The organism is Gordonia sp. VNK1 (genome assembly GCF_040049135.1).
In the GTDB taxonomy this organism is placed as follows: domain Bacteria; phylum Actinomycetota; class Actinomycetes; order Mycobacteriales; family Mycobacteriaceae; genus Gordonia; species Gordonia oleivorans.
Map to the genome: position 1 here is coordinate 1 of NZ_JBDZDJ010000008.1, position 26,369 is coordinate 26,369.

Sequence of the window (26,369 nt, forward strand, 5' to 3'; positions counted from 1 at the left end):
CTACGGCAAGTCGCCAACCGACTCGTCGGCATCCTGCACGGCTGCCTGGTCCGCGGAGTCCCCTACGACCCCGAAATCGCATGGAAAGACCAAACGCCCGAAGCCGCAGCTTGACAACTTAACGCCCTGGGATGTCTCGACCGGCGAAACGAATGGCCCAACCGAACCCCCGCTGGTCGAGTGCGCCGCGCGAGCGAAGCGAGCTCGTCGCGTATCGAGACCTCGTAAGCCGACAATGCAACCCGCCCAACAACTCCCAGCCCCAACCCACCAGGTCTCGACACGGGCTCCGCTATCGCTCCGCCCGGCTCGACCGGCGGAATAGGCGATCCCACCGGCAGAAGAGGCCGGCTCGACCGGCGAAACAGGCGATCCCACCGGCAGATCAGGCCGGCTCGACCGGCGGAATACGCGACCTCACCAGCGGATGAGTCCGGCTCGACCGGCGGAATAGGTGGCTCGACCGGCGGATTGGGACAGGTGGGATGACGCTGGCCGCCCCGACCGCGACCGGCGCCATCAAGTCACACGATTGCCCTGAACGCCGCGTCGGCGACCTCCAGGGTTCGCGCGATGTCGTCGTGCGTCAGAGACGCGTTGATGAAGTGATTGTGATGCGAGGTCAGGAAGACGCCCCGCTTGACGCATTCGGCAATCCATCTCTGGTGCAACATGAGTGACGGGTCGTCGGCGATACGCAGGTAGAACAGTGCCGGTTCCCCCGAGGCGACGAGTGTCAGACCGTGCGATGCGGCGACGTCGACCAGACCGTCGGTCAGGGTGGTGCCCAATTCGCGGAAGAGTTTCGGCGCGTCGAGGGCCTTCAGTTTCTCGATGGTGGCCATTCCGGCTGCGAACGGGATGGCACTCATCCAGTAGCTGCCGGTGTAGGTGATCGAGCTGACTGCCGAGCGCAGACTGTCCTTGCCGCACAGTGCAGAGACGTTGTATCCGTTGGCGATTGCCTTGCAGAAGCAGATGAGGTCGGCTTCGAATCCGTAGAAGTGGTCACTACCGGCCAGATCGAGGCGGAAGCCGGCACGGACGTCGTCGACGATGAGGACCACACCGTGCTCGTCGCAGAGCTTGCGGACCTCGGCCCAGTAGCCGGGCTTGGGCAGTTCGTTGTCGGCGAAGTTGCCGTGCTTGTACGGCTGCGCGATCAATGCCGCGATCTCGCCACGGTTTTCGGTGAACACCGTCCGCAGAGCGTCGATGTCGTTCCACGCCACCTCGGTGTTGCCGCCGACGTCCTGCGCCAGCACGCCGGGGTAGTCGAGTTTCTGCGTCCACGGATGCACGCCGTGGTAGTAGCCGGAGAAGAACACGATGCGTCGCCGCGCGGTCGCGGCTCGCGCCGTCATGATGGCGAGCGTGGTGACGTCGCCACCGTTCTTCGCGAAGAAGGCCCAGTCGGCGCTGGCGACGGTGTCGACCATCAGCTCGGCGAACTCCACCAGCTTGACCGACGGTACCGAAACCGTATCCTCTTTGGCTGCTTGCGCATTGGCGGCCGCAGCCACATCCGGGTCACCGTAGCCCAATACGTTGGGGCCGTACCCGCACATGTAGTCGATGAACTCGTTGCCGTCGAGATCCCAGAATCGGGTGCCCTCGGCGCGTTCGGAGAACTTCGGGAACGCCGACCGCGGGATGTGCATACCCTCCGTCGGCGACAGGTGACCGTAGATGCCGCCGGGAATCACCTTGACGGCACGATCGAAGGCGTCGTTGCTCTTACGGTAACTGTAGGTATCCGACGAGGATTCGAGGTCGGCGAGGTCTCCGCCGCCGGTGATGGTCGACTCGGTCATTGGTCGTGGTCTCCGAGGTAGGCCCCGACGCGGTCGAGGATGCGGTTGAGGTTGTCGATGAGGGGAATGAGGCCGGACATCGAGATCCGGCCGTCGCTGACACACGACAGCGAGTTCTCGCGTCCGCTCAGGACGTCGCCGGCGACGTCGAGGTCGGCGAAGCGCAGCACCGCGGTCGGCGCCGACGAGGTGACCGTGGCGCGCCGCATCACCGAGTCAGCGACGGCGAATCGGTAGGTCCGATCCTCGCCGATCTGCATGTCGATTCTGCCGTCGGGCATGTGTGCGGCCGAGAATCGGCCGCTCTCATCGTGATTCGCGACGACCGACAACGCGCCGGCCACCACCTCCAGCATCAGCAGGGTGCTGGTCTCCCGGAAGTGCGGATCGCTCAACCGGCTCTCGTCGGGCTGCAGGTACTCCGACAACAGCTCGGTGAGGGGTGTGAACACCTTGGTGAGGAAGCGGAATCCGCGAGGCCCGGTCACCGGGATGGGCTGCGACGCCCCGTCGACCACCGCGTTCAGGTGCCCGGCGGAGGTGAAGAACAGGCTGGGACCGGATGCACCACCACCGTAACGAATACCCTTGGGGCCGAACGTATACCGTGCTCCTAGCCCTCCCGGTGCCCGCAACGTCAACGTGACGTCGGAGTCCAGTTGCGCCAGAATCGTCCGCGCCTCGACCACCAGGTCGGCGAGTGTCGGCAGCGCGCCGAACACCGCCTCGAGGTTGATCGACGCGCGTACTCGATCGTCGAAGTCGAGCAACATGAGATGTCTGCCTTTCTCTGCCGGCGGCGTCATTCCGCGCGGGTGGTTGAGGTGGCCCCGACCGCCAAGGTCAGTCGACGGGGGGCGAGTTTGGCCGCGAAGGCCTGCAGGCGATTACCCCGTCCGACGGTCACGACGGGATCACCGCCACGGTCGAGGGCCGCGAACGCGGCGTCGAGGACCTCGTCGATCGTGCCGACCCGTCCGACTTGAACCGATCGGATCCGGCGGCCTCGAAGAATTCGGTGTCGGTTGGCCCGGGGCACAGAGCCAGTACGCGTACTCCGGTGCCGGACAGCTCTTTCCAGATCGCTGCGGTCAGCGAGGTGACATAGGCCTTGCATGCGGCATACACCGCGATGTTCGGCACCGGCTGATGAGATGCGGTGCTCGACACCATGATCAACGCACCTCGCGTACCCGCGGCGACAAGCGACGGCAGGAATCGGCGGGTCAGCAGTGTCGGTGCGACGACGTCGACGGCGATCTCATCGGCCAGCCGGGCCGGATCTTCCTCGATGAACGGGCCTGCAGTACCGAAACCTGCGCAGTTCACCAGGATTCCGACCTCGATGCCCTCGCGGTCGAGGTGCTCGCCGATCGTCTCCGCCGCCGTGGGGTCGGGCAGATCTGCCGATACCACGGTGGCGGTGACCGAATGCGCGTTCTCCAGTTCGGCGGCCAGCGCGTCGAGTCGGTCGGCTCGCCGCGCCACCAGCACGACGTCGTGGCCCTGCCGGGCGTATCGGGTGGCGAAGCCCTTGCCGATTCCGGAGCTCGCTCCGGTGACCAGGACGGTCGGTGGAGTGGACATGGAGATCCCTTCATCGTCGTCGGCCACGGAGGTGGTCCGCATCGTCGGAGACAGTGTGCCATCAAGTCTGGACATTTGCTCAGGAATGAGCGTAGGTCGCCGTCGGCGTCGCCGGGTTTCCGACGTGTAAACACTGTTCAGATGTACTTGCCGTGTTTGTTCCCAGGCCCCCTAATGGAGATAACAGGACATCAGTCCAGAGTTTGTAGCCGAGTTCACACCCCGGCAGAACCGCACAGCAACACACACATTCCGACACGGGTGCACAGGCCGGCACACACGCGCGACAATCAGTCGACGACCACGAAGGATCCTCGAATGCAGATCACTCCCACCGGGTCCGACGCCATCGGACAGCAACCCGCACTGCGGGTTCGCAAGGCCGCCGCCGCGTGCGGATACGCCGCACAGGGCCTCGGCTACGCCGCGGTCATGACCGCGTTGCCGTCGTTCCAGGACACGTGGGACATCAATGACCAAGGTGTCGCCCTGGTCCTGCTGGGAACCTGCGTGATGGCGGGAGTCGGGTCGATCGCCGCGGACCTGATCTCGGTGCGGTGGGGCAGCCGCGTGGCGGTGTGCGCTGCCCTGACGGTTCAGGCGGCGGCCATCGCTTCCATGGCGTTCGCGCCGGCGTTCGCGATCTTCATGGCGTCGGTCGTCATCTACGGCATCGGGCTCGGGACGATGGACGCCGCCCAGAACATCCAGGGCACCATGCTCGAGGCCCGAACCGGCAGTCCGTACCTGGGCCGGCTCTTCGCCGCGTACACCGCTGCCGCGGCGCTGGGCGCCGTCGCGATGAGTGGATTCCTGTCGACGGCCGCGGGTGCGGTCGGGGCGCTGTTGACCGCCGCCGTCGCGCAGATCGCGGTGGCGGCGTTCGGGGTGATGGGGCTCGACCCGTCCCGCGAACAGGCCGCACCCGAACTCCACCCCGACCATCACGGCGCGGCCTCGCCCGCCGAAAACACCGAGAACACCACCGGCGATGAGCCGCGGCGAATCCCGATGCCGCGCCGATCCATCTGGCTGGTGGGAGTGACCCTGATGGCGATCTTCATGCTCGACTCCGCCGTGGCGACATGGAGCACCGTCTATCTCACCAACGCATTCGACAACCTGGCCAACCTCGCGCCGCTGGGCTACGCGATGTATCAGGTCACCACGCTGGGTTCCCGGCTCGTCACCGACCGTCTCGAGATTCGCTTCGGCGTGACCCGGCTGGCGTGGGTATCGCTGGCCATCGGCATCGCGGGATGCGCGGTGATCGCCGCCGTCCCCGCGTTCGCCGGCGCCATCGTCGGCCTGGCCATCGCGGGTGTCGCCGGCGGCATCCTGATCCCGGTCACCTTCGCGGTGGCCGGGCGCATCCTGCCGGCCCGCCGCGACGAGGTGATCGCGCGGGTCAACCTGTTCAACTATGTGGGCGTGATCCTCGGGGCGGTGACGATCGGTGCCGTCGCGTCCGGATCGGGAATCGGGCTGGCCTTCCTGATCCCCGCCGCCGGACTCGTCGCGGTCATCCCGGCGGTCCGCCGGCTCGAGTCCACCCGGTGGCGGCCGGCGGCCGGAGTGCCGGTGAAATGATCTTCAGAGCCCACCTCACCCACCCCACACCCACGGAGAGATCCCACCGAGTGCTCACAACGACGATTCCGCACCGATGAGCGCCAACCCGACCAGCGAACGGGGCGTCCGCGAACGCAGCCGCCAGCGCCGCCAGAAACTCCTCGACGCGACCATCGAGATCATGGCCGAGCAGGGACTCGCGGCGGTGACACACCGCGCGGTGGCCGCCGCCGCGGGCCTGCCCGCCTCGTCGACGAGCTACTTCTTCGAATCCATCGACGAGTTGATGGGTGAGGCGGTGTCGGAGGCGATGGATCGCGAGGTCGCCCGGCTCGGCGCGCTCGAGGGAGCGGTCGGCGAGGGCTCGTCGACGCGGCGGCTGATCGACAGTTTCGTCGACTTCATCCGCAACGAGGACGATCCGCACACCATCGCCCAGTTCGAGATCTACCTCTACGCCTCCCGCAAACCCGAATTGCGCGAACGCGTCGTCGCCATCATCAACGCGACACGCGACGTCGCCGGCCGGGCGCTCAGGGCCGGTGGGGTACACAATCCCCTCGCCGCCCACGCCATGCTCGCGATGATCGACGGATTCTCCCTCCATCGGATCGCCGATCCCGGCGGGGAGGATCTCGAGGGTCTCCTGTTGGGACTACGCGCGCTGATGGTCGGACTGTCGGCGCTGGAGATCGTCGGGGAGTCCGGTCATCAACGCTGAGGTCGGGGGCCCGTCACCGCTGATCGAGGTAGGCGCGCAGCATCGTCTCGAGTTCGGCGAGCAGCGTGGCGTCGGGTTCGTCGCCGGCGAACGCCTCGTGCATCACCGCATCGGCGGAGGCGAAGACGATCCGCACGACGGCCATGTCGGTCCCGGGCATGCCGCAGCGGACCATCAGTTCGCGCAGCTTGTCCACCATCCGCGCCTTGTGGGCGCGCCCGCCGTCGGCGGCCACCGCACCCATCGCGCGGACCAGGCGAACACTGCGTTCCTCGGTGTAGATCTGCGCGATCCGGCCGATCACCTCGCGCACCGGATCGTCGACTGCGCCCACCTCGACGCGATCGATGATCGCGTCCATCTGCGCCTCGATGCGTTCGTGGTAGCGGGCGACGAGCGCAGCGGCGATGGCCTCGCGATCCGGGAGGTATTGGTGCAACGCCCGACCGACAGTCCGGCCTCCTCGGCGACACGGGTCAGGGTGAGCGCTTCCACGCCGTCGCGGCGTGCGATCACGTCGGCGGCGACCAGGGCGCGGCTGACCTTTTCCCGCGACCGCGTCTGGGTGGGGACTCGACGCAGCGGCACCGAATCGAGGTCGGTGCCGACGGAGTGATCGGACGGTTGAGACATCTTGGTGATCCTATCCAGCGAGGTGCGCGCCGCGTGAAATCAGACTTGACTTTGATTTCGCAACCCCCGAGGGTGGACGAGTGATATCCGAAACCACCCGCACCCTGTGCGCGCGCGTGGCCGCAGCGTCGCGGCACCTCGGTGACCTCGGCCTTTTCATCGGCTCGGCCGGCAACGTCAGCGCCCGTGACGGCGATCTGGTCGCCATCACCGCATCCGGCACCGTCCTCGGTGAGGCAGGCGTCGACGACATCACCGTGGTGAACCTCACCGGCGACATCGTGGCCGGCAATCACCGACCCTCCTCGGAGATCGAGCTGCATCTCGGCGTCTACCGGCAGCCGCAGTTCACCGGGATCAACGCGGTCGTGCACACCCATTCGCGGTTCGCGACCGCGGTCGCGGTGGTGTGCGACGAGTTGCCGGTCATCCACTATCAGCAGCTCGGACTCGGCGGCTCCCTGCGCGTGGCCCCGTTCGAGACCTTCGGCACCGAGGCACTCGCCACGGCGGTGCACTCCGCACTCGACGGCCGGCTGGGCGCACTGATGGCCAATCACGGCGCCGTCGCTCTGGGCAGCGATCTCGACAAGGCCGTCGACAACGCCGCGCTGCTGGAATGGCTCTGCGAGTTGTATTGGCACGCACACGCACTCGGAACCCCCCGCACGCTGGACGACGAGCAGCAACTCGCGGTGATCGAGCACGCCCTGCGCATCCGCTACGGGCAGAAGGACACACCATGAGTCATCAACTGGGCCGTCCGATGGCCACCGGTCGTACCAGCGACATCTATCCCTGGGGAGAAGCCAAGGTACTCAAGGTCTTCCGCGATTCCCGAAACGACACCGCGGTCGCGGCCATCGACAAGGAGGTGCACGACTCGATCGAGGTGCACACCCTCGGGATCACGCCGATCGCCTGCCACGGCAAACTCCTCCTCGACGACGGGCGGGTCGGCATCATCTTCGACCGGGTCGCCGGCGATCCGCTCACCACCGTCGCCGAGCGGCGCCCGTATCGCATCCCGGCCGTCGCGCGGTCGCTGGCCCGCGAGCACGCGCGGATTCATTCCCACCGCAGTACCGCCTTCACCGACATCCGGGAGGTGGCCGTCGATCTGCTGGATTCCGAACCGCTCTCGGCGCTGACCGAGCAGGAACGGGCCGCGGTGCGCCGCCGGATCAGGGCACTACCCGGTGGGGATTCGGTGCTGCACCTGGATTTTCACCCGCTCAACGTCTTCGAGCACGACGGCGGTCTGGCCACCATCGACTGGCAGTCCACCGCCGCGGGCGTACCCGCCGCCGATGTCGCGGCGACCCGACTGCTGTTCACCGAGGCCGAACTGTTCCCGGGCATCTCCGCCCTGCAACGCGTTGTCTACCAAAGCGTTCGCCGGGTGATGCTGCACTTCTATCTCGCCGAGTACCAGAAACTGTCCGGGATCGGTTCCGCCGACATCGACCCGTGGATGATCGCGGTGCGCGTCCTGCGGCTCGGCTGGCTCGACGTCGAGAGCGAACGCGACGATCTCCTGCGACGAATCCGCGCCGACATCGAGGAGTGCTGACGGTGGCGACCACGACCCTGCACCGCACCGAGTTCGGTGGCGCCACAACCACAGTCGACATGCTGGTGATCGGCGGGGGGATCACCGGAGCAGCCGTGGCGTACGAGGCCGCGAGCCGCGGCCTGGAGGTGGCGGTGGTCGAACGCGACGACTTCGGCGGCGCGACGTCGGCGGCCACCGGGAAACTGATCCACGGTGGGCTGCGCTATCTCAAGCAGTTCGACGTGCGCCTGGTACGGGAGTCGCTGGCCGAGCGGCGCACGCTGATGTCGATCGCCCCCAACCTGGTCGGCCCGATCGGGATGGTGCTCCCGAATCCGGGGATCATCGAACGCGTCGGGCTGACCGCCTACGACCTGTTGTCCGCGGACCGCAACCGCATCGCCGATCCGGCCAAACACATTCCCCGACACCGCATTCTGAGCCACGACGCCCTGGTGACCCGGGGATTGCCGAATCTGGACTCCGGCGCCCTCTTCCACGACGCGATGATGGCGTTCCCGGAGCGACTCACCCTGGCGTTCCTGCGCAGCGCCGCCGCCCACGGCGCACTCGTGGCCAACGGTGTCGGCGTGGAGACGATCATCGGTGGCGCCGGGCGCGTCGTCGGAGCCCATGTGCGCGATCATCTTTCGGGTCGCGTGGGTGAGATCCGGGCGCGCGTCACGGTCAATGCGACGGGCCCGTGGGCTCGTGACGTGCTGGCCGCGAGCCCGATCACAAAACAACTCGCCGGACCGGAACCCACGGTGCGATCCGAGGGGATCTATCTGGTCACCCGCGAGTTGTCGCCGACGATGGTGCTGACCGTGTCCGGCCACGGACATTTCAGCTTCGCGCCGTGGCGCGGACTGTCGTTGGTCGGTCCCACCGAGACGCCGTACCACGGCCCCGTCGACGAGTGGCGGCTCACCCGCGCGGCCGTGGAGAAGTTCATCTCGGCCATCAACGAGGCGTCGATGGTGCCGGTACACCTCGACATCGACGACGTGATCACCGCCTACGGTGGGCTGCGCCCGCTGACCGAGCAAGCCGGCGAGGACACCTACAACGCCAGTCGCGCATCCGAACTCGTCGATCACCGCACGCAGGGGATGGCCGGGATCGTCTCCGCCACCGGCGGCAAGTACACCAACTCCCGCGCCTTCGCGCAGAAGGCGGTCGATTCCCTGGCCCGCAGCGCGGGATTGTCGGTCTCGCCGAGCACCACCGCCACCCGCCTCCTCGTCGGATGCGAGGGCACCCGGCGTTCGGGACGGTCGAGCACCGCCCTGGACGCGACATCCGTCTCGATCGTGGAGGAGATCTACGGCAGCGACGCGCCCGCGGTGATCGGACTCGCCGACGAGCGGCCCGAGTTGGCCCGCACGGTGACCCATGACGGCATTCCGCTGGCCGCCCTCGTGCATTCCGCCCGGCACGAATCGCCACGATCGCTGACCGACCTGCTGATCCGCCGCACCGGTATCGGCACGGTGGCACCGCCCACCGATGACGACCTCGCGGAGATGGGCCGCCTGGCCGGCGCGGAGCTCGGCTGGGACGACGCCCGCGTCGTCGCCGAGGTCGCGGCCGCGCGGAACACACTCGGCCTTCCCGACGACTGATGTCATATACCCCACAGGGTATTGGATCAGGGAATATGTCAGCACCACGCGTCATTGAACGTGCCATGAGTACACGTGAGATCACCATGGAGAACTTCTCCGAGACCGTTGACGCCGAGGGCATCGTCCTCCTCGACTTCTGGGCCGGCTGGTGCGGTCCGTGCCGGATGTTCGCGCCCGTCTTCGAGAAGGCGGCCGAGGCACACCCGGGCATCGTGTTCGGCAAAGTCGACACCGAGGCGCAGCAGGAGCTGGCCGGCGGATTCGGCATCCGGTCCATCCCGACGCTGATGGCCTTCCGCGACGGCATCATGGTCTTCAACCAGGCCGGCGCGCTGATGGCACCGCAGCTCGAACAGCTGATCAGCGCCGTCGAAGGCCTCGACATGGACGAGGTGCGCGCGCAGGTCGCCGCCGCCGAGTGACCGGCCGATGACCTCCGATGCTCAGGGCCGGTCCGCGCCCGGCGCGTCCGGGGCGGATCGGTCCAGGTAGGCCACGATCGCGCTGGCCAGTCCCCGTCGGGCGACGTCGAGGTCGCTGTAGCTGCCGAGTTGTTTCTCCGAGACCAGCCCGCGCATCGCGCCCGGCAGGAACTCGGCGACCTCGTGTACGCGGGCAGGGTCGACGCCGAGTCCTCCGAAGAGTCGCTGGCAGGCCTCATTCCAGGACGGCGACCACGACGCGAACTCCGCCGCGGTCTGCGGGTAGAGCCGTTCGAGTTCGGCCGCATCCCGGGGCAGCGCCGCGCGCAACGTCTCGATCGCCCGGGAATCCGGCGCGGTCAACCCCTCGTACATGAGGTCGACGACGGCCCGGACCCGCTCGCCGATCGGGGTGCCCGACGGGAAATCGCGCACCGGGAGGTCGCCTCGGCGCTCCGCGGTGCGACGCAGCACCGCCGCCCACAGGCCGTCGATGTCGCCGAACTGGTACTTGATCGCCCCCCACGTGGCCCCGATGTCCTTGGCGATCCGATTCCCCGACACCGACCCCGGATCACCCGAGGCCAGCGAGGTGACCGCGGCGTCGAGCATCGCGTCCCGCGTCGCCTGCCCCCGCCTGTTGGGGCGCCGGGCGCTCACCTCGACGTCTGTCATACCGGCATCGTACCCAGCCCCACCCTTTTCATAGAACCCTCTTGTATTTTTTCGCAGAGGGTTCTACCTTTCTGACCAGAGCGTGCGACATCAGCCCTCGCCGCGGTCATCGAAGGGACGCCACCAGTGACCAAGACACCCCTGTCCATGGAACCCACCGGATGGTTCCAGGTGGCGTGGTCGAACGAGATCGCGGTCGGCGAGGTCCACCGGATGACCTACTTCGGCCGCGACATGGTGGCCTGGCGATCGGCATCCGGACGGTTGTCGGTCTTCGACGCCTACTGCGAACACCTCGGCGCCCACCTCGGCTACGGCGGTAGCGTGCACGGCGAGAATCTGCAGTGCCCCTTCCACGGGTGGCAGTGGAACAGCGAGGGCCGCAACGTCTGCATCCCGTACGAGAAGCGACCCAACAAGGGCCGACGCATCCGGAGTCATCCGGTGGTCGAACGCAACGAGTCGGTGTGGATCTGGCACGACAAGCACGGGCGCGCACCGTATTTCGACGTCCCTGACGTATTCGCCGGATTCGGCGACGACGCCGACGAGGCCCGCCTCTACTACCGGCCGGTGCCCGCCGCCATCCGCTGCTGGCGGGGCATGGAACTACACCCGCAGTACGTCCTCGAGAACGGCGTCGACTTCGCGCACTTCACCTTCGTGCACGGCACCCCGTTCATGCCGGAGTTCACCCGGCACGACTTCGACGGACCGGTGTCCTACGTCGACTTCACCATCGCCTTCGAGGCGGGCAAGACCCTCGAAACCGCCGGTAGCGGAGTGTATTCCATCAACGCCGGACTCGGCTGCTCGGTCACCAAGTCGTGGGGCATGATCTCCAACCGCACCATGCCCGCGGTCACCCCCGTCGACGATTCGACCTGCGACATCCGATTCACCGTGTGGATCGGACGCAAACCCGGCGAAGAGGACGCCGGCGACATGACCGATTACGGCCGGTCGATGGCGGACCTGGTGATCGAACAGTTCGCCGCGGACGTCGAGATCTGGTCACACCAGCGGTACTCCGATCCACCGGCCTTGTCCCGCAGGGAGTTCCGCGGATTCACCGCACTGCGCGAGTGGGCGCGCCAGTTCTATCCCGACGACGGTGCGCCGATCGGTCTCGATCCCGCTGCCCCACACAGCGGGGCGATCGTTCCGCTGCATCCCTCGGCCGTGTCCGCATCGGCCTGACGCCCGTCACCCCACAAGAGAGGTCACACTCCATGAGCAGCGCCACCAAGATTCGGGTATTCCAGGTTGCCACAGGCAATCTCGGCACCGAGATGATCGAACGGATTCAACGACACCCCGACCTCGAACTCGTCGGATTGCACTGTTACACCGCCGACAAGATCGGCCGGGACGCCGGTGAGATCGTCGGTCTGGACCCGATCGGTGTGACCGCGACCGGGACCGTCGAGGAGATCATCGCCGCCGAACCCGACGTGGTGACCTTCCACGGCGTGTTCCCCGACGAGGCACTCTACGAACGCGTGCTGGAGGCCGGCATCAACGTCGTGACGACCGCGGACTGGATCACCGGCTATCACCGCGACACCAACTGGTCACACCCGTCCGGCCGGAAGGTCAGCGAGGTCATCCAATCGGCCTGCGAGCGAGGCGGTTCCACGTTCTACGGCACCGGTATGAACCCGGGACTGAATCAGATCCTCGGCATCGTGCACACCGCCGACGTCGCCGAGATCCAGAACGTGACCGTCATCGAGTCGGTGGACGTGTCCTGCCATCACTCGGTGGAGACGTGGAAGGAGGTCGGATACGGACGCCCCGTGGATGATCCGTCAATTCCGGAGTCGCTGCACAAGTACACGGCAGTGTTCGCCGACTCGGTGTATCTGATGGCGGACGCATTCGATCTCGAACTCGACGAGGTGACGTTCAACTACGAACTCGGGGCGTGTACCAAGGACATCGATCTGGGCTGGTACCAACTGCCCAAGGGATCGCTGGGCGCCAACTACATCTCCTACCGGGGGATGGTCGACGGCGTTGCACGGATCGAGTCACACCTCGAATGGCAGATGACCCCGCACACCGATCCGGCGTGGGACATCAAGTCCTGCTACATCACCCAGGTCACCGGCGATCCCAGCATCTACAGCAAACACATGATCTTCCCGCGGCCGGGCGTCGATCTGTCCAAACCCGAGAACTTCGCGTCGATCGGCATGACCGTGACGGGCATGCCGGCGCTGAACTCCCTCCGGTCGGTGGTCGCCGCCCGGCCCGGCATCATCACCAGCACGGACCTGCCGTTGCGTGCGTTCGCCGGACGTTTCGCTCTCTGACACCTCCGGTTGGAGAAGATGTCCGTGCTCCGGACACGACGACGCCCCGATCTCGCCAGATCGGGGCGTCGTCGGTATCGGAGTACTACTTCACGCCACTGAAGATGAACAGCAGGGCGTCGAGCACGGAGTCGTTGGACGTAATGGCATCCCACAGAACGTTGTCGACCATGGTGAGATCCTCCCTCTCTCGGCGGTACCGAACCCCGAGCATACAGGTGTCAGTCCTCGTCGGGTGGGCTCTTCGCCCACACGCTCGGCCGATCTCGCACACCCCGATAGATGCCCCGGCGCACGATGACCGGCCACAGGACGGTCCGCACCGACCATGCCGGGAATCGGAACACACGGCCGTTAGGGGCGAACACCTGCAGCCCATCGGCCTGCGGTCCGATCACCGATCCCCAGCGACGACGCGGCGGCCGGTAGGCACGCAGTCGCCGTCCGGCAAGATGAGCACGCACATTGTGGGCGACGAGGCGGTCGGCACGGTTGCGTGCCGACGACCGTAGCGGATCGGTGGCCGCCACGTCGCCGACGGCGAACACCTCCGGATGATCCGGGATCTGTAATCGTGGTGTGACGGTGACGAATCCGCGGTCGTCGAGGATCTCCGCCGGCACCCACCCGGTGTTCGGCGTGGATGCGCCGACCGCCCAGATGACGGCGTCGGCCACGGCATCGGGTTGTCCGGTGCTCCAGCGGACCGGTCCGCTGCCGATGTCGTCGGTGTCGACGCCGGTGAGTTCGGCCCGGTGACCGGGGTGCAGTCCCACCCCGGCGGCCTCGAGGCGTCGTCGTAGCGTGGTCCAGACGCGTCGATGATGCTGTCGCAGCGGCGTTTCCGCGGGAAAGTACAGGTCGACGCGGATGGTCGGGAAGCGCGTCGCGATGTTGATCGCGGCGCTCACCGCCGAGGCTCCCCCGCCGACGACGATCACCGACGACGCCTGTGCGATCCGATGATGGTGCGCGGCCAGGTCATCGCGCACCGCAGCAGTGGACCGAAGGTCGGTGGTGCGCCAGAATCCGTTGCGTACGCCAGTGGCGATCACCAGGGCGTCGAACGGCTCGGTCAGTGTGCCGCCGGTGACGGTATCAACGGTGACCGTCCGTCGGTCCAGGTCGGCACCGAGTATGCGGCCCTGGATGATTCGCACCTCGTCGAGCTTTCGGTAGTTCCGATACGGCAGCGCGTACTCGCCGGCCCAGACATCCGGCCGGGCCAGTCGCAGACCGAGTTCCTGACCACTGACCAGCGCGTCGGTCAGCGAGATCCCGACGACGTCGACGTGCCGCGACAGTGCAATGGCGGTGAGCATGCCGGTGTCTCCCATTCCGGCGATGATCACCCGAGGTCGCGTCATCGGCCGGCGGAACGTGCCGATCGCGGCGGGCGCGGAACGAACATCGGCACCCGCGTCATCACCTCGGCGTAGGCCGGGCGTCGTTCGAGGCTGCGCTGCTCCATCATCGGGATGCTCGCCCCGAGGAACATGGCCAGCATCACCACCGCCCCGATGAACATCCACCACGCGTCGCCGGGTACCGCGGCGATTCCGAACAGCGCCAGCGAGAACCAGAAGCCGAACTCGCCGAAGTAATTCGGGTGCCGCGACCACGACCACACACCTCGATCCATCACCGTGCCGGGCTCCGCGTCCGCGGTGAACACACGCAGCTGCCGATCGGCCAGCGTTTCCAGGGCAACCGCGCCGAGTCCGACCGCCGTGGCGACGACGACCAGCCACGGCAGCCGTGCATCGGGCACCCGGACGGCGACATACACCGGCATCAGTGCGACGAACACCTGCAGGGTCGGGAACAGATGGATGGCCGTGAGATCGACGACGAACTCGCCACGACCGGCGCGCTCACGCAACATCGGGTACCGCCAGTCCTCGTGATGAAGACCCGGAAACGTCCGAATCCAGTTGACCGTCAGCCGAACCGCCCAGATCGTGACGACACCGACGATCGCCCAGCAATGCCACGCCCCGATTCCGGCGTCACCCCGGACCCACCACCAGATGACCAGCAATGGTGGGATGACACTCCAGTACGCATCGTAGAAGCTCGAATTGTGATGGAGGCGACTGAAACCGAAGATCACCAGGGTGGCGAGCACATCGGCGATCAGCGAATCCAGCCACAGCATCGCGGTGCCGGGTCCCCAGATCAGCCAGATCAGGCCGACCCCGATCGCCAGGACGTACGCGATCCCGATCCGGACGAAAGCACCTGTGCGAGTCATTGTCTGTGATGGTAGGGGCACTGCCGGGGGCGTGGGCCGCGATCGTCCAACCCGATTGTGGGTCGGCCCGACCGCCTACAACCCGAAATCCACCCCGGTCAGTTTCCCCGCGGTCTCCCAGAGCTGCTGTCCGAGAACGGGATCGGTGGCCTTGTCGGTCAGCGTCACCTGGACGGGCGGACCACTGAACTCGAACGGTCCGCGTGGGCCGTAGTACTGACCGCCCAGAACCGCGGGATCGGTGGCCGCGCGCAGAGAGATCAGGGCACCACCAGGGGTTTCCATGATGAAGGTGCGGCGGACCCACCGCAACGACGGGGTCGTGAACAGCCACTGCAGAACTGCGACCTGATCCCGCATCACACCCGACTGGGTGGCGCCGGGATGGGCGGCCACCGAGATCGGCGACCCCGCACTGCGCGACAGTCGCCGCTGCAACTCCACCGCGAACACCAGTTGCGCGAACTTGGCGCGGGCGTATGCCCGTGCCGCCGAGAACCCGTGCTCCATGGTGAGGTCGTCGAAGTCGATGAGGCCAGCCTTGTACACCTTGGAGCCGACGGTGACGATGCGCGCCGCGGGCGCGCTGCGCAACGCACCGAGGAGGTGGCCGGTGAGCGCGAAGTGACCGAGAAAGTTCGTTCCGAAGTCCATCTCGAAGCCGTCGACGGTGAGTTCCCGACGTTGCCGCATCAGGCCCGCGTTGTTGACCAGGACGTCGATCACCGGGTGGTCGGCGATGAGGGTGTCGGCGCACTCACGCACCGACGACAGGTCACTCAGGTCCAGTCCGACGGTGTCGAGGTGAGCTCCGGGCACGGTCGCCGCGATGTCGTCACGCGCCGCGGCGGCGGACCGCGGATTACGGCAGGCCAAGACGACGTGCGCACCGAGCAGCGCGAACTGCCGAGCGGTTTCCAGTCCGATGCCGGAGTTGGCGCCGGTCACCACCACCACACGCCCGCGTTGCGAGGGTGCGTCGGCAAGCCCCCATCCGTTGCGCGCCATCGTCGGACCTCCTGTGTTCGGCTCGGATCACATCCTCACATGCCGGCGCCCGGTCACGAAGCGTGCTCCGCCAATAGCCCGCACAATGGACGGGTGGCTCCGGTGCGTGCGTCCGTTCGGCGTCGTCGGACCGCGCGGGCTCGGGTGCTGACGGCGGGTGTGCTCGGCGTCGTGGCGCTCACCATGGGAGTGTCCGCCTCGTCGGGACAGACCAGCATGGCCGGACTCCCGGCACCACCGGTGATGGCATCGACGCCGTACATGTCGGTCGATCGCATCGACTATCCGGTGAGCGACGGCGTCGCCGACCCGCAGCAGAACTACATGGACCTCTACCTGCCCACCGCGACGCGCCCCGGACGCCTCCCGCTGGTCATCCTCATCCACGGTGGCGCGTGGAAGAGCCGTGTCGGTGCGGCCAGTTTCACCGCGTTCGCGGTCGCACTCGCCGACCGCGATCTGGCGGTGCTGAACATCGAGTACCGCCGGGTCGGCCGTGGCGGCGGCTGGCCCACCACCTTCAGCGACATCGCTGCCGCCATGGACACGATTCCCGCTCTGGCGCAGCGGTTTCCACGTATCGATCCGCGACGCTCGGTGGTGATCGGGCACTCGGCCGGCGCACAACTCGCCGTGTGGTCGGCAACCCGGCGCCGCCCGCTCCCCGGCGATCCGTCCGGGCCACCGAGATACCGTCCGGCCCTGGCCGTCTCCATCTCCGGACCCTTGGACCTCCGTCGCGCGGTGCGGCTGGGTGACCGCAACCCGATCACCGTTCTCGGCGGTACCGCCGCCCAGGTGCCCGGGCATTTCGCCGCGGTCGATCCGATCCAGAACATCGATCCGTCGGTTCCGATCATCGCCGTCGTCGGTTCGCGCGACACCACCGTTCCGGCGCTGCTGACCTACGCCTATGCGTCCGCGGTGCACGCGGACGGTGGCCATGCGGAGGTGGTTGTGCTTGCCGGACAGACACATTCATCGATCGTGCGCACCACATCGGCCACCTTCCCGCAACTTCTCGACGAAATCGTCGACGCGACAACCGAAGTGGGGACCACCCACCAGGGCCGGCCGGCCGGAACGGCACCACCCACCGGAGGACGCTGACAACACATCGGCCGGCGAGGACACACCCCGCCGGCCGATGCCGCTCATCGCACGAACCCGGATCAGACCGACACGGACTCCCGCGCCGGTGCCGCCGAGAACTGTCCGGCCGGAATGAAACGTGCCAGCACATCGTCGGCGGGTTCACCGGCGACGGCCGAGATGAATCCCACCACATCGTCGCGGGTGCGCAGGGGCAGAAGCGGATTCGGCTCCGACAGGAGCCCGAACAACGCCGAGGCGATGTCGGTGTTCACCGCGGCCGCCGGGAACGACAGTTCCAGGTGGGTGGCGTAGTCCGGGTCGCCCAGGTACAGACGCGTCACCTCGACCGAGGCGTGACCGCGACGCTCCCAATGCTTTTCGAACTCGTCGTGCAGCCACTGGGCGTCGAACGTCGCGTTCGGATCGGCGGCCAGTCGGGCGCGTGCCGCCTTGACCAGTTCGGCGACCTGGATCAGGGTGTTCTGCGCACCCTGGCCGGCCACCGGGTCGACGGCGATGGCGGTGTCGCCGATCGCGCCGACCGCATGCCCACTCACCGTGCGGCCCACCGCATGACGCACGGTCGGGGTGACCGCGCCGGTCAGCCAGGAGTACGGGTCGGAGTCGATGACCCGCAGCGACGACACCACCGGGGCGTCCTTGGGGAAGAACTCGGTGAAGATGTCGACGACGGTCTGACGTGCCGACTGCGCGTCGACCACATTGTCGATCTTCGGCGCCCACGCACCGTCGGTCTTGGCGAACACGATGATCGACCAGGTCGCACCCGCGTCCTTGTGCAGGAACGGACCGACGAAGATCTCACCGTTCTCACTGTCGAGGTTGAACAGCGAGTGCGCCCCACCTTCCCGGCTGCGGTAGCCGAAGGTGTCCGGACCGTGGTCGACGCCCTCAAGGGTCACCTGCAGCAGCCGACGTTGCGGCTGGTGATAGTGCGTCCGGGACTCGTCCACCCCGAACAGCGCCGACAGACCACCCTTGCCGGTGGCCACCAGGGTCAGGTCGTGTGATCCGGCGATCTCGTCGAGACGAGCGGTGTCGACATGCCCGACGTCGAACCGGCCGCCGCGGTCCAGGAAGCGGCCGAGCCGGTCGTCGGCGCGCAGACGCAGATCCACCGCCTGCGCGACATAGCCGTAGTCGGGATTGAACTCGAGGACGTCGGCGCGCTCGTCACCACTGCCGGAGTGCAGGCGCACGCTGATGCCGGTCGTGTTGCCCACCTGGTAGAGATCGTCGATGATCTCGGCGTCCCACTCGCGGGACTTGCCGAACAGCACGCCGACGCCGGTCGGCGGGACCTTGTCGCGCAGTGACGCGCGATCCCGGTCCGAATAGAGGGTGACGTCGAATCCGGCGTCGAGAAAGCCGAGTGCGGCACTCGTGCCGGCCAGTCCGGCTCCGACGATTGCCACCGACTTCGTGGGTTGTTCGGCCATGGTTGTTGTCCTCTCCTGCGACGGGCGTCGCGCTGGTCGTGTGTGGTGCCCGGAGTACGAACTCGCACGAGTGGGCGGTGCGAGTCAGGGTGCCGGGTTGCCGATCGAGGCGACAGGATTACGTTCACCGAAGTTGCATCGTCGACATACAGCACCGTCGACATACAGCACCGTCGACATACAGCACCGTCGACATGGGGCCGCCGCGGCGGGCATCGGCCCGACGAATGTCCGGATCGTGTCGATTGTGACGTTTTTCACGCCTGGGACGGTCTGGCAGATACGTCCCAGGGAACGCCAAGGTTGCGCTGCTACTCTGACGTCAGATCACGGATAGATCACGGCTGCGGATGGATCACCGCCCTGCCGATCGCGACGATGCGACCGATCTTCCGCTGACGCCGGTTCCGGGGCGGGGAGCGCCGCACACCGGCGATCGACGGGCCAGCCGCCCGCACCGTTGTCCGAGAGTAGGGGTATGACGACCGCAGTCACGCGCGCGACCGATACCGGCGTGCAGCCATCAGCTCCACAATCGACGGTCGCCACCGGCGTCGCCGGCCGCACTCGGCGGGCCTACCTGCACCATGTGGACCTGATCCGGGCGACGACCTTCTCGTTGGTCATCTTCGTCCACTGCCTCACCCAGACCACCAACGAATTCACCAGCCTGCCGGTCAACACGACCTCGCTGCTGCTGCACTTCACCCGCAACACCTTCTTCGCGCTCACCGGCTTCGTGCTGATGTACCAGAACTTCGACAAGGCGGACTTCTCCACACTCGATTTCTGGCGTCGCCGGATCAAGCTGGTGATCTTCCCGTACCTGATCTGGTCGTTCATCTACTGGGTGGTCCAGGCGATGTGGGCCAACGGCCGACTGTCGGACGTGCCGACCAGCCTCAACGAGTTCGGCAAGCTCGTCGTGTGGGGTCTGTCCGGGTTCCAGATGTACTTCCTGTTCGTGATGCTGCAGGTCTACCTGCTGTTCCCGCTGGTGTTGTGGCTGGTACGGGCCACCGTCGGCCGGCATCGCTGGCTTCTCGCCGGCAGCCTGGCCGTGCAGGTCGCGATCACGCTGATCATCACCTATTGGGAACCGCCCGCGTCGGTCGCGCCGTACTGGTGGCATCACTACGCGACGTTCATCCCGTATCAGTTCTTCATCTTCTACGGCGCGATCGCCGCGGTACACCGTGAGGAGATCGGGCGTTGGCTGTCGGGGAAGGCCTGGTGGCTCGCCGGCGCCCTCCTGCTGACCGGCGGATTCGCCGTCGGTGTCTACCTATACGGCGTGAAGGTGCAGGGGCATCCGGTCCACGACAACGACTCCGCGTTCTTCCCGACGCTGATCCCGTTCCTGATCGTCGCGATGACGTGCCTGTATGCCGCTGCCGCGCACTGGGCCGAGCATTGGCGTGAGTTCACCCCGCGATTCGCCCGGGCGGTCTCGTTCGCATCCAACCGGTCGTTCAGCGTGTTCCTGTGCCACGTGCTGGTGCTGTTCTTCCTCCTCTATCCGAAGGTCGACGGACGCCCGGCCATCCTGGCGGCGCTGGGCCAGCCCTGGGGTACCGCAGTCGTCTACGTCGCCACTCTGGCCGGTTCGCTGCTGCTGGTCGAGGTGCTGCGTCACCTGCCCGGTTCGCTCTATCTGACCGGTCGTCCGCGACTGCCATTGCGGCGCCGGTAGCGACCGGCCAACACCACGTCAGCCGGTCACTGCGGTCAGCAATGCCCGCGGCCGGGCGAGCACGGCCTCGCGAATGTGGTTGCGCAGCACGGTCGGCCACGAGCAGTCGCAGTGCGCCGCCACCCCGGTCGCATCGACTCCGAGGCTGCGGCACAACGCCACGGCCCGCGAGACATGAAAGTCCTGGGTGACGATCACCGGATCGTCGACGTCGAACTCGTCCCGCAGCCGCCGGCAGCTCGCCGCCGTGTCGAATCCCGCGGGATCGTCGACGATGATCCCGGCCGGGACGCCGTGGCCCTCGAGGTAGGCCCGCATCACCGCCGGTTCATCTCCTGCGTCCGAATTCCCGTTGCCGGAGTTGATGATTCGATCCGCTCGCCCCGACCGGTACAGCTCCAGCGCGGTATCGAGGCGGCCCCGCACATAGTCACCCGGTTCCCCGTCGTCGACCAGCGACCCGAGGACGACGATGGTGGCGCCGGCGGCGACGTCGCGCTCGTCGACCACCCTCCCGTACGCGGAGACATAGACCCAGGTCGCCGCCACGGTGATGACGAGTTCGACGGCGATCAGCGCGATCAGGAACGCCCGTCCGGCCACCGCTCGCATCCCCACAGGGCACCACGGTAGAGGTCACCACGGACCGGTACACGCACGGATCTCCTCCGGCGGTACTGTGATGGGACCCACACCGCAGGATCGCCCATTTCAGGGATCCATCAGGGATCAAAGGGGGCGCCATGCCATACATGCCGGTCACGGAATCGATGTTCCTCATTGCCGAGACCCGTGAACAACCCATGCATGTGGGTGGGCTACAGCTGTTCGTGCCCCGGGAGGGCCAGTCGGGCAGCGAACTCGCCGAGGAGATGATCGACCGCTTCTCCGCGGGCACCGAGGTGCGCTCGTTGTTCCGCAAACGTCCCGCGACGCCCGTGGCGCTGATGGGGCTGCTGGCCTGGTCCTACGACGACGAGATCGATTTCGACTATCACGTGCGCCGGACCGTACTTCCCCGACCGGGTCGCATCCGCGAGTTGCTCCGCTACGTGTCGCTGCACCACAGCGCGCTGCTCGACCGCAACCGGCCGATGTGGGAATTGCACATCATCGAGGGTCTCGAAGACGGCCGGGTCGCGCTCTACACCAAGATCCACCACTCCCTCCTCGACGGCGTCTCCGCACTGCGCATGCTGGAGCGAACCCTGTCGCCCGATCCGGCCGACCGCAATGGCACGTCACCGTGGGATCCGTCCGTCTCGTCGCGTCAACGCAAGCCCGCCGGCGCATCGCCGCTGAGCGTCTCCGGCGTCCTCGGCGCCGCCGGTGCAGCCCTCGACGTCGCGGGACAGATCGCCGGAATCGCGCCGGCCGCGGCGAAGATCGCCTGGAACACCGTGTCCAACGACAACTTCACCTCCCCGGTGAGTCCCGCGCCCCGCACGATGCTCGATGTCTCGATCGGCAGCGCCCGACGGTTCGCGGCGCAGCAGTGGGAGACCGCTCGCCTGCGGGCCATCGCCGACGAGCTGGAGATCACCATCAACGACGTGGTGGCCGCCATGTGCGCGGGGGCATTGCGGTCCTACCTCATCGATCGCGACGAACTCCCGGCCGCGCCGCTGATCGCAGCCGTGCCGGTGTCCACCCGGATCGGAGGCGACGACCACGAGGGCAATGCCGTCACCGCGATCCTGGCCAATCTGGCGACCGATCAGCCGGACCCCGAACGCCGCCTGGCCACGTTGGTCGGGTCGATACGCGAGTCGAAGAAGGTCATCCGTGGACTCTCCCCGTTGCAGGCCCTGGCGTACGGGGCGGCCGCGGTGGCGCCTCTGGCGCTGACGATCGTCCCCGGCCTCGCCGGCCACATACCGTCGAACTTCAACATCATCATCAGCAACGTCCCCGGACCCACCAGGAATCTGTACTGGAACGGCGCCCGGCTCGACGGGGTCTATCCGGTGTCGGTTGCGATGGAGGGGTTGGCGCTGAACATCACCGTGACCTCGACCGCCGAGCACATCAATTTCGGGCTCATCGGCGCCCGCAAGGAGCTGCCCAGCCTGCAGCGGCTGCTCACGCATCTCGATACCGCGCTCGACGAGCTGGAGAAGGTCGCGCGCGTCACACCACCCACTATCTGACTGGACAGTAAGTTACTGACAAGTATCATCTGTCTGACACCACCGGTAACCGACCGAGCGTTACTTAGGTCAGCCTTGGCAGCGCTGCCTCACCCCCAGCAATTACGGTTACCTGTAGTAGACGTCTGACCCCGCGCCCGTCAGCCAGCGCCGGAGGGTCTGAAGACAACCAGAGAGGGGCCGGACGCCGTGAATGCCACGACGATCACCATCGGCACGATTGCCGCGGTCATCAGCCTGTTCTGTTGGGCGCTGTTCCTGCGCGGAGTCTGGCGCATGGTGCGTGCCATCGCCCAGGGCCAGCGCATCGACAGCGGCCGGTATTTTCCGGTGCTCCCCCGCCTGTGGACGATGCTCAAGGAGTTCGTCGCCCACACCCGCATGGTCAAGTTCCGAACTGTCGGCTGGGCGCACTGGCTGGTGATGTTCGGCTTCCTGATCGGCGCGATCTTCTGGTTCGAGGCCTACGGTCAGATCTTCGACCCGCACTTCCACTGGCCGATCATCGGTTCCTGGAGCATCTACATTTTCGCCGACGAGGTCCTCGGGCTCGGCACGGTCATCGGCATCGTCACGCTGATGATCATTCGCCAGCTCAACCATCCCCGTGTGCCCGAGCGGATCTCCCGTTTCTCGGGTTCGCGGTTCGGCGCCGCCTACTTCGTCGAATGGGTCGTGCTGCTCGAGGGCCTGGGCATGGTCTTCGTCAAGACCTTCAAGATCTCGGCGGGCCTGGAAGACCCGCCGATCTGGACGTCGTTCTTCACCCACTACTTCGCGCAGCTGTTCGAGGGGTCGTCGGAGTACTGGGTCACCGGGGCCGCGGTCATCAAGCTGATGAGCGGCATGGTGTGGCTCGCGGTGGTCGGCTCGCACATCGACTGGGGCGTGGCCTGGCACCGCTTTGCCGCCTTCTTCAACATCTATCTCAAGCGTCAGCCCGACGGCGGCGTCGCCCTCGGTGCGGCCAAGCCGATGATGAGCCGCGGCAAGGTCCTCGACATGGAGACCGCCGATCCCGACGTCGACGCGTTCGGTGCGGGCAAGGCCGAGGACTTCTCGTGGAAGGCCTGGCTGGACTTCACCACGTGCACCGAATGTGGTCGCTGCCAGTCGCAGTGCCCGGCGTGGAACACCGGTAAGCCGTTGTCGCCCAAGCTGCTCATCATGTCGCTCCGCGACCACGCGCAGGCCAAGGCGCCCTATCTGATCGCCGGTGGGCGTACCGACATGGGCGGCGACGAGGTCGGCCTGGTCGACGCCGACGGAAACGTCGACGAGGCCAAGCTGGCAAAGATCCCGGAGGCCGCGCGTGCCGAGGCCGCCCGCAAGCTGGTCGGCGAGTCCAAGGGGCTCATGGGGGGCGGCGACGGCATCACCTCCGATGACGGCGCGTTCGACCCGGAGCAGCTCGGTGCGGTCATCGACACCGAGACGCTGTGGAGCTGCACCACCTGCGGCGCCTGCGTCGAGCAGTGCCCCGTCGACATCGAGCACGTCGACCACATCATCGACATGCGCCGCTACCAGGTGCTCATCGAGTCGGACTTCCCGACCGAGCTGGCCGGCATGTTCAAGAACCTCGAGAACAAGGGCAACCCGTGGGGTCAAAACTCCTCGGCGCGGACCAACTGGATCGACGAGATGGACATCGAGATCCCGGTGTTCGGTAAGGACGTCGAGTCCTTCGAGGGCTTCGAGTACCTCTTCTGGGTCGGCTGCGCCGGCGCGTACGAGGACCGCGCGAAGAAGACCACCAAGGCCGTCGCCGAACTGCTCGACATCGCCGCGGTGAACTTCCTGGTCCTCGGCGAGGGCGAGACCTGTACCGGAGACTCGGCTCGCCGCGCGGGCAACGAGTTCCTCTTCCAGATGCTCGCCCAGCAGAACATCGAGATGATGAACGAGGTCTTCTCGACGGCGCCGCAGCAGCGCAAGAAGATCGTCGTCACCTGTGCCCACTGCTTCAACGCCCTGGGCAACGAGTACCCGCAGTTGGGTGCGAAATACGAAGTGGTGCACCACACCCAGCTTCTCAACCGAATGGTGCGGGAGAAGCGTCTGGTGCCGGTCGCCCCGCTCGGCGAGGGCGTCACCTATCACGACCCGTGCTATCTGGGTCGCCACAACCAGGTCTACGACGCGCCGCGTGAGCTGATGGCCGCATCCGGGTCGAACCTGCGGGAGATGCCGCGTCACGGCGAACGATCCATGTGCTGTGGCGCCGGTGGTGCCCGGATGTGGATGGAAGAGCAGATCGGTAAGCGCATCAACATCGACCGGGTGGACGAGGCGCTGGACACGCTCGGCAGTGATATTGGCGGCGACGTACCGCAGAAGGTCGCCACCGGTTGCCCGTTCTGCCGCGTGATGCTCACCGACGGCGTGACCGCCCGGACGTCCGGAACCGAGAACGAGGGCAAGGTCGAGGTCGTCGACGTCGCACAGCTGCTGCTGGAGTCGGTCAAGCGCGGCGCCCCCGAGGTGACCCGCGGCGGCCGCTTCCTCGGCCCGATCGGCAAGCCCGCGCCCGAGCCGGAACCCGAACCCGAGAAGGAGAAGGTTCCCGCGGCGGCCGCTGCTTCGGCGACGACCGATGCCGGTTCGAAGCCGAAGCCGAAGGTCGGTCTGGGCATGAAGGGCGGCAAGAAGCCCGGCGCCGCTGCCAAGGCCGCTCCGGCCGAGGCACCCGCCGAGTCGGCGCCTGCCGAAAAGAAGCCCGCCGCAAAGGGATTCGGCATGAAGGGCGGCAAGAAGCCGGGTGCCGCCGCGAAGGCCGCACCGGCGGAGGCGGCGTCGGCCGGGGCCGCGGAGGCCACCGCTGAGGCGCCCGCGGCCGAGAAGAAGCCCGCCGCAAAGGGATTCGGCATGGGCGGGGCCAAGCGCCCAGGCGCCAAGAAGCCCGCCGCGTCGGCGCCGGCGCCGGCGGAGGAAGCCGCAGCACCTGCCGAGGCGTCGACCGAGTCGGCCGGCAGTGCCGCACTGACCGAGGAGAAGCCGGCCAAGGCCAAGGGCTTCGGTATGTCTGCGGGCAAGAAGCGACCGGGCGCAAAGCCCGGTGCTGCGGCTGCAGCCGCGCCGGCGACGCCCGCCGAGGCGTCGAGTGAGCCGGCCGAGGTGGTCAGCGAACCGGCCGCCGCGTCGACCGAGACCGCGGGTGCGGCGACGGTGACCGAGGACAAGCCGGCCAAGGCCAAGGGCTTCGGCATGTCCGCGGGCAAGAAACGCCCCGGCGGCATCGGCAAGGCAGCACCCAAGCCTGCCGCTGCCGCGCCGGCCGAGGATTCCGTCCAGGAGTCCGCGGCGCCCGCCGAGGCACCGACCGAGTCTGTGGCCGAGACCGTGAGTGAGTCCGCCGAGTCGGCGACAGCGCCCGCGGAAGGTGCACTCACCGAGGACAAGCCCGCGAAGGCGAAGGGCTTCGGCATGTCCGCGGGCAAGAAACGCCCCGGCGGCATCGGCAAGGCAGCGGCCAAGCCTGCCGCGGCCACGCCTACCGAGGAGTCCACGGCGCCGGCCGAGACGCCGAGTGAGCCGGCCGAGGAACCGAGAGAGCCCGTCGAGGAACCGGCAGCCGTGACTGAGCCCGTCGACGATGCTCCGGCACCGTCGAGCAATGGTTCGGCCCCCGACGAGCGCACCCTCGGCGAGACCGGTGCGTCGAAGGCCAAGGGCTTCGGGATCGCCGCCGGCAAGAAACGGCCCGGCCACAAGGCCTGAGCGCACGGGATCGGCCATCGGGCCCGTCTGATTCGCACGAATCGGACGGGCCCGATTTCGTTGA

23 protein-coding genes are annotated in these 26,369 nt (G+C 67.2%); 12 read left to right on the top strand and 11 right to left on the bottom strand.

The window, feature by feature from the left end; genetic code table 11:
• Positions 1–524: 524 nt before the first annotated feature.
• From ABLE94_RS11840 to ABLE94_RS11850, 3 genes are all read right to left on the bottom strand, one after another.
• Positions 525–1,814 carry an aminotransferase class III-fold pyridoxal phosphate-dependent enzyme gene (locus ABLE94_RS11840; protein ID WP_348808813.1) on the bottom strand — a complete coding sequence of 430 codons (1,290 nt, stop codon included), beginning with the start codon at positions 1,812–1,814 and terminating at the stop codon, positions 525–527.
• Positions 1,811–2,587 carry a hypothetical protein gene (locus ABLE94_RS11845; protein ID WP_348808814.1) on the bottom strand — a complete coding sequence of 259 codons (777 nt, stop codon included), beginning with the start codon at positions 2,585–2,587 and terminating at the stop codon, positions 1,811–1,813. Before ABLE94_RS11845 ends, ABLE94_RS11840 begins: the two co-directional genes overlap by 4 nt.
• 130 nt (positions 2,588–2,717) lie before the next feature.
• A complete protein-coding gene (locus ABLE94_RS11850) occupies positions 2,718–3,443 on the bottom strand; it encodes an SDR family NAD(P)-dependent oxidoreductase (protein WP_348808815.1) in 726 nt (241 codons plus the stop codon).
• 276 nt (positions 3,444–3,719) lie between these two features.
• Between ABLE94_RS11850 and ABLE94_RS11855 the strand changes: the two genes are divergently transcribed.
• Positions 3,720–4,991 carry an MFS transporter gene (locus tag ABLE94_RS11855; RefSeq protein WP_348806417.1) on the top strand — a complete coding sequence of 424 codons (1,272 nt, stop codon included), beginning with the start codon at positions 3,720–3,722 and terminating at the stop codon, positions 4,989–4,991.
• Between the two features lie 76 nt (positions 4,992–5,067).
• Positions 5,068–5,694 (top strand): TetR/AcrR family transcriptional regulator, encoded by a 627-nt coding sequence (locus tag ABLE94_RS11860; RefSeq protein ID WP_348806416.1) that lies wholly within the window; start codon positions 5,068–5,070, stop codon positions 5,692–5,694.
• Positions 5,695–5,707: 13 nt separating this feature from the next.
• On the opposite strand, the gene ABLE94_RS11865 is transcribed toward ABLE94_RS11860, so the two are convergent.
• Positions 5,708–6,133: a hypothetical protein gene (locus tag ABLE94_RS11865; protein ID WP_348808816.1), complete on the bottom strand. Its 426-nt coding sequence runs from the start codon at positions 6,131–6,133 to the stop codon at positions 5,708–5,710.
• 274 nt (positions 6,134–6,407) lie between these two features.
• Here ABLE94_RS11865 and ABLE94_RS11870 point away from each other — a divergent pair, with 274 nt between their 5' ends.
• From ABLE94_RS11870 to trxA, 4 genes are all read left to right on the top strand, one after another.
• Positions 6,408–7,073, top strand: coding sequence for a class II aldolase/adducin family protein (locus tag ABLE94_RS11870; protein ID WP_425476187.1), 666 nt, complete (start codon positions 6,408–6,410; stop codon positions 7,071–7,073).
• Positions 7,070–7,900, top strand: a complete 831-nt coding sequence (locus tag ABLE94_RS11875) for a phosphotransferase (RefSeq protein ID WP_348808817.1) — start codon at positions 7,070–7,072, stop codon at positions 7,898–7,900. The genes ABLE94_RS11870 and ABLE94_RS11875 overlap by 4 nt, the downstream gene beginning before the upstream one ends.
• Before the next feature lie 2 nt (positions 7,901–7,902).
• Positions 7,903–9,507, top strand: a complete 1,605-nt coding sequence (locus tag ABLE94_RS11880) for a glycerol-3-phosphate dehydrogenase/oxidase (protein WP_348808818.1) — start codon at positions 7,903–7,905, stop codon at positions 9,505–9,507.
• Between the two features lie 65 nt (positions 9,508–9,572).
• Positions 9,573–9,932, top strand: a complete 360-nt coding sequence (gene trxA, locus ABLE94_RS11885) for a thioredoxin (RefSeq protein ID WP_348808819.1) — start codon at positions 9,573–9,575, stop codon at positions 9,930–9,932.
• Between the two features lie 21 nt (positions 9,933–9,953).
• On the opposite strand, the gene ABLE94_RS11890 is transcribed toward trxA, so the two are convergent.
• Positions 9,954–10,607 (bottom strand): TetR/AcrR family transcriptional regulator, encoded by a 654-nt coding sequence (locus ABLE94_RS11890; protein WP_348808820.1) that lies wholly within the window; start codon positions 10,605–10,607, stop codon positions 9,954–9,956.
• 126 nt (positions 10,608–10,733) lie between these two features.
• On the opposite strand from ABLE94_RS11890, the gene ABLE94_RS11895 reads away from it, so the two are divergent.
• Positions 10,734–11,807 carry a Rieske 2Fe-2S domain-containing protein gene (locus tag ABLE94_RS11895; protein WP_348808821.1) on the top strand — a complete coding sequence of 358 codons (1,074 nt, stop codon included), beginning with the start codon at positions 10,734–10,736 and terminating at the stop codon, positions 11,805–11,807.
• A gap of 32 nt (positions 11,808–11,839) precedes the next feature.
• Complete coding sequence (locus ABLE94_RS11900) at positions 11,840–12,925, top strand: NAD(P)H-dependent amine dehydrogenase family protein (RefSeq protein WP_348808822.1); 1,086 nt, start codon at positions 11,840–11,842, stop codon at positions 12,923–12,925.
• Between the two features lie 85 nt (positions 12,926–13,010).
• On the opposite strand, the gene ABLE94_RS11905 is transcribed toward ABLE94_RS11900, so the two are convergent.
• The 4 genes from ABLE94_RS11905 to ABLE94_RS11920 form a co-directional block, all read right to left on the bottom strand.
• A complete protein-coding gene (locus tag ABLE94_RS11905) occupies positions 13,011–13,139 on the bottom strand; it encodes a hypothetical protein (RefSeq protein WP_348808823.1) in 129 nt (42 codons plus the stop codon).
• A gap of 7 nt (positions 13,140–13,146) precedes the next feature.
• On the bottom strand, positions 13,147–14,292 hold the full coding sequence (locus tag ABLE94_RS11910) for an FAD-dependent oxidoreductase (protein WP_348808824.1): 1,146 nt from the start codon (positions 14,290–14,292) through the stop codon (positions 13,147–13,149).
• Positions 14,289–15,179 carry a DUF1295 domain-containing protein gene (locus tag ABLE94_RS11915; protein WP_348808825.1) on the bottom strand — a complete coding sequence of 297 codons (891 nt, stop codon included), beginning with the start codon at positions 15,177–15,179 and terminating at the stop codon, positions 14,289–14,291. Before ABLE94_RS11915 ends, ABLE94_RS11910 begins: the two co-directional genes overlap by 4 nt.
• Before the next feature lie 75 nt (positions 15,180–15,254).
• A complete protein-coding gene (locus ABLE94_RS11920; RefSeq protein ID WP_348806403.1) occupies positions 15,255–16,187 on the bottom strand; it encodes an oxidoreductase in 933 nt (310 codons plus the stop codon).
• A gap of 93 nt (positions 16,188–16,280) precedes the next feature.
• Here ABLE94_RS11920 and ABLE94_RS11925 point away from each other — a divergent pair, with 93 nt between their 5' ends.
• Positions 16,281–17,297 carry an alpha/beta hydrolase gene (locus ABLE94_RS11925; protein WP_348808826.1) on the top strand — a complete coding sequence of 339 codons (1,017 nt, stop codon included), beginning with the start codon at positions 16,281–16,283 and terminating at the stop codon, positions 17,295–17,297.
• A gap of 62 nt (positions 17,298–17,359) precedes the next feature.
• On the opposite strand, the gene ABLE94_RS11930 is transcribed toward ABLE94_RS11925, so the two are convergent.
• Positions 17,360–18,742, bottom strand: a complete 1,383-nt coding sequence (locus ABLE94_RS11930) for a styrene monooxygenase/indole monooxygenase family protein (protein WP_348808827.1) — start codon at positions 18,740–18,742, stop codon at positions 17,360–17,362.
• A 478-nt stretch (positions 18,743–19,220) separates the two neighbouring features.
• On the opposite strand from ABLE94_RS11930, the gene ABLE94_RS11935 reads away from it, so the two are divergent.
• Positions 19,221–20,435, top strand: a complete 1,215-nt coding sequence (locus ABLE94_RS11935) for an acyltransferase (RefSeq protein ID WP_348808828.1) — start codon at positions 19,221–19,223, stop codon at positions 20,433–20,435.
• 18 nt (positions 20,436–20,453) lie between these two features.
• Here ABLE94_RS11935 and ABLE94_RS11940 read toward each other — a convergent pair whose 3' ends face one another.
• Complete coding sequence (locus tag ABLE94_RS11940) at positions 20,454–21,047, bottom strand: SanA/YdcF family protein (RefSeq protein ID WP_348808922.1); 594 nt, start codon at positions 21,045–21,047, stop codon at positions 20,454–20,456.
• Between the two features lie 131 nt (positions 21,048–21,178).
• Between ABLE94_RS11940 and ABLE94_RS11945 the strand changes: the two genes are divergently transcribed.
• Together ABLE94_RS11945 and ABLE94_RS11950 are read left to right on the top strand one after the other, a co-directional pair.
• Complete coding sequence (locus ABLE94_RS11945) at positions 21,179–22,585, top strand: WS/DGAT/MGAT family O-acyltransferase (protein ID WP_348808829.1); 1,407 nt, start codon at positions 21,179–21,181, stop codon at positions 22,583–22,585.
• A 189-nt stretch (positions 22,586–22,774) separates the two neighbouring features.
• Positions 22,775–26,305, top strand: a complete 3,531-nt coding sequence (locus ABLE94_RS11950) for a (Fe-S)-binding protein (protein WP_348808830.1) — start codon at positions 22,775–22,777, stop codon at positions 26,303–26,305.
• The last annotated feature ends 64 nt before the right edge of the window (positions 26,306–26,369 follow it).

Excerpts from the sequence above, each read along its gene's own strand:
- ABLE94_RS11845 (WP_348808814.1), bottom strand. The coding sequence starts at position 2,587 with ATGTTGCTCGACTTCGACGATCGAGTACGCGCGTCGATCAACCTCGAG.
- ABLE94_RS11940 (WP_348808922.1), bottom strand. The coding sequence starts at position 21,047 with ATGCGAGCGGTGGCCGGACGGGCGTTCCTGATCGCGCTGATCGCCGTC.
- ABLE94_RS11890 (WP_348808820.1), bottom strand. The coding sequence starts at position 10,607 with ATGACAGACGTCGAGGTGAGCGCCCGGCGCCCCAACAGGCGGGGGCAG.
- ABLE94_RS11860 (WP_348806416.1), top strand. The coding sequence starts at position 5,068 with ATGAGCGCCAACCCGACCAGCGAACGGGGCGTCCGCGAACGCAGCCGC.
- ABLE94_RS11900 (WP_348808822.1), top strand. The coding sequence starts at position 11,840 with ATGAGCAGCGCCACCAAGATTCGGGTATTCCAGGTTGCCACAGGCAAT.
- ABLE94_RS11945 (WP_348808829.1), top strand. The coding sequence starts at position 21,179 with ATGCCATACATGCCGGTCACGGAATCGATGTTCCTCATTGCCGAGACC.
- ABLE94_RS11930 (WP_348808827.1), bottom strand. The coding sequence starts at position 18,742 with ATGGCCGAACAACCCACGAAGTCGGTGGCAATCGTCGGAGCCGGACTG.
- ABLE94_RS11905 (WP_348808823.1), bottom strand. The coding sequence starts at position 13,139 with ATGCTCGGGGTTCGGTACCGCCGAGAGAGGGAGGATCTCACCATGGTC.
- ABLE94_RS11840 (WP_348808813.1), bottom strand. The coding sequence starts at position 1,814 with ATGACCGAGTCGACCATCACCGGCGGCGGAGACCTCGCCGACCTCGAA.
- ABLE94_RS11935 (WP_348808828.1), top strand. The coding sequence starts at position 19,221 with ATGACGACCGCAGTCACGCGCGCGACCGATACCGGCGTGCAGCCATCA.
- ABLE94_RS11910 (WP_348808824.1), bottom strand. The coding sequence starts at position 14,292 with ATGACGCGACCTCGGGTGATCATCGCCGGAATGGGAGACACCGGCATG.
- ABLE94_RS11920 (WP_348806403.1), bottom strand. The coding sequence starts at position 16,187 with ATGGCGCGCAACGGATGGGGGCTTGCCGACGCACCCTCGCAACGCGGG.
- trxA (WP_348808819.1), top strand. The coding sequence starts at position 9,573 with ATGAGTACACGTGAGATCACCATGGAGAACTTCTCCGAGACCGTTGAC.
- ABLE94_RS11875 (WP_348808817.1), top strand. The coding sequence starts at position 7,070 with ATGAGTCATCAACTGGGCCGTCCGATGGCCACCGGTCGTACCAGCGAC.
- ABLE94_RS11915 (WP_348808825.1), bottom strand. The coding sequence starts at position 15,179 with ATGACTCGCACAGGTGCTTTCGTCCGGATCGGGATCGCGTACGTCCTG.
- ABLE94_RS11855 (WP_348806417.1), top strand. The coding sequence starts at position 3,720 with ATGCAGATCACTCCCACCGGGTCCGACGCCATCGGACAGCAACCCGCA.
- ABLE94_RS11850 (WP_348808815.1), bottom strand. The coding sequence starts at position 3,443 with ATGCGGACCACCTCCGTGGCCGACGACGATGAAGGGATCTCCATGTCC.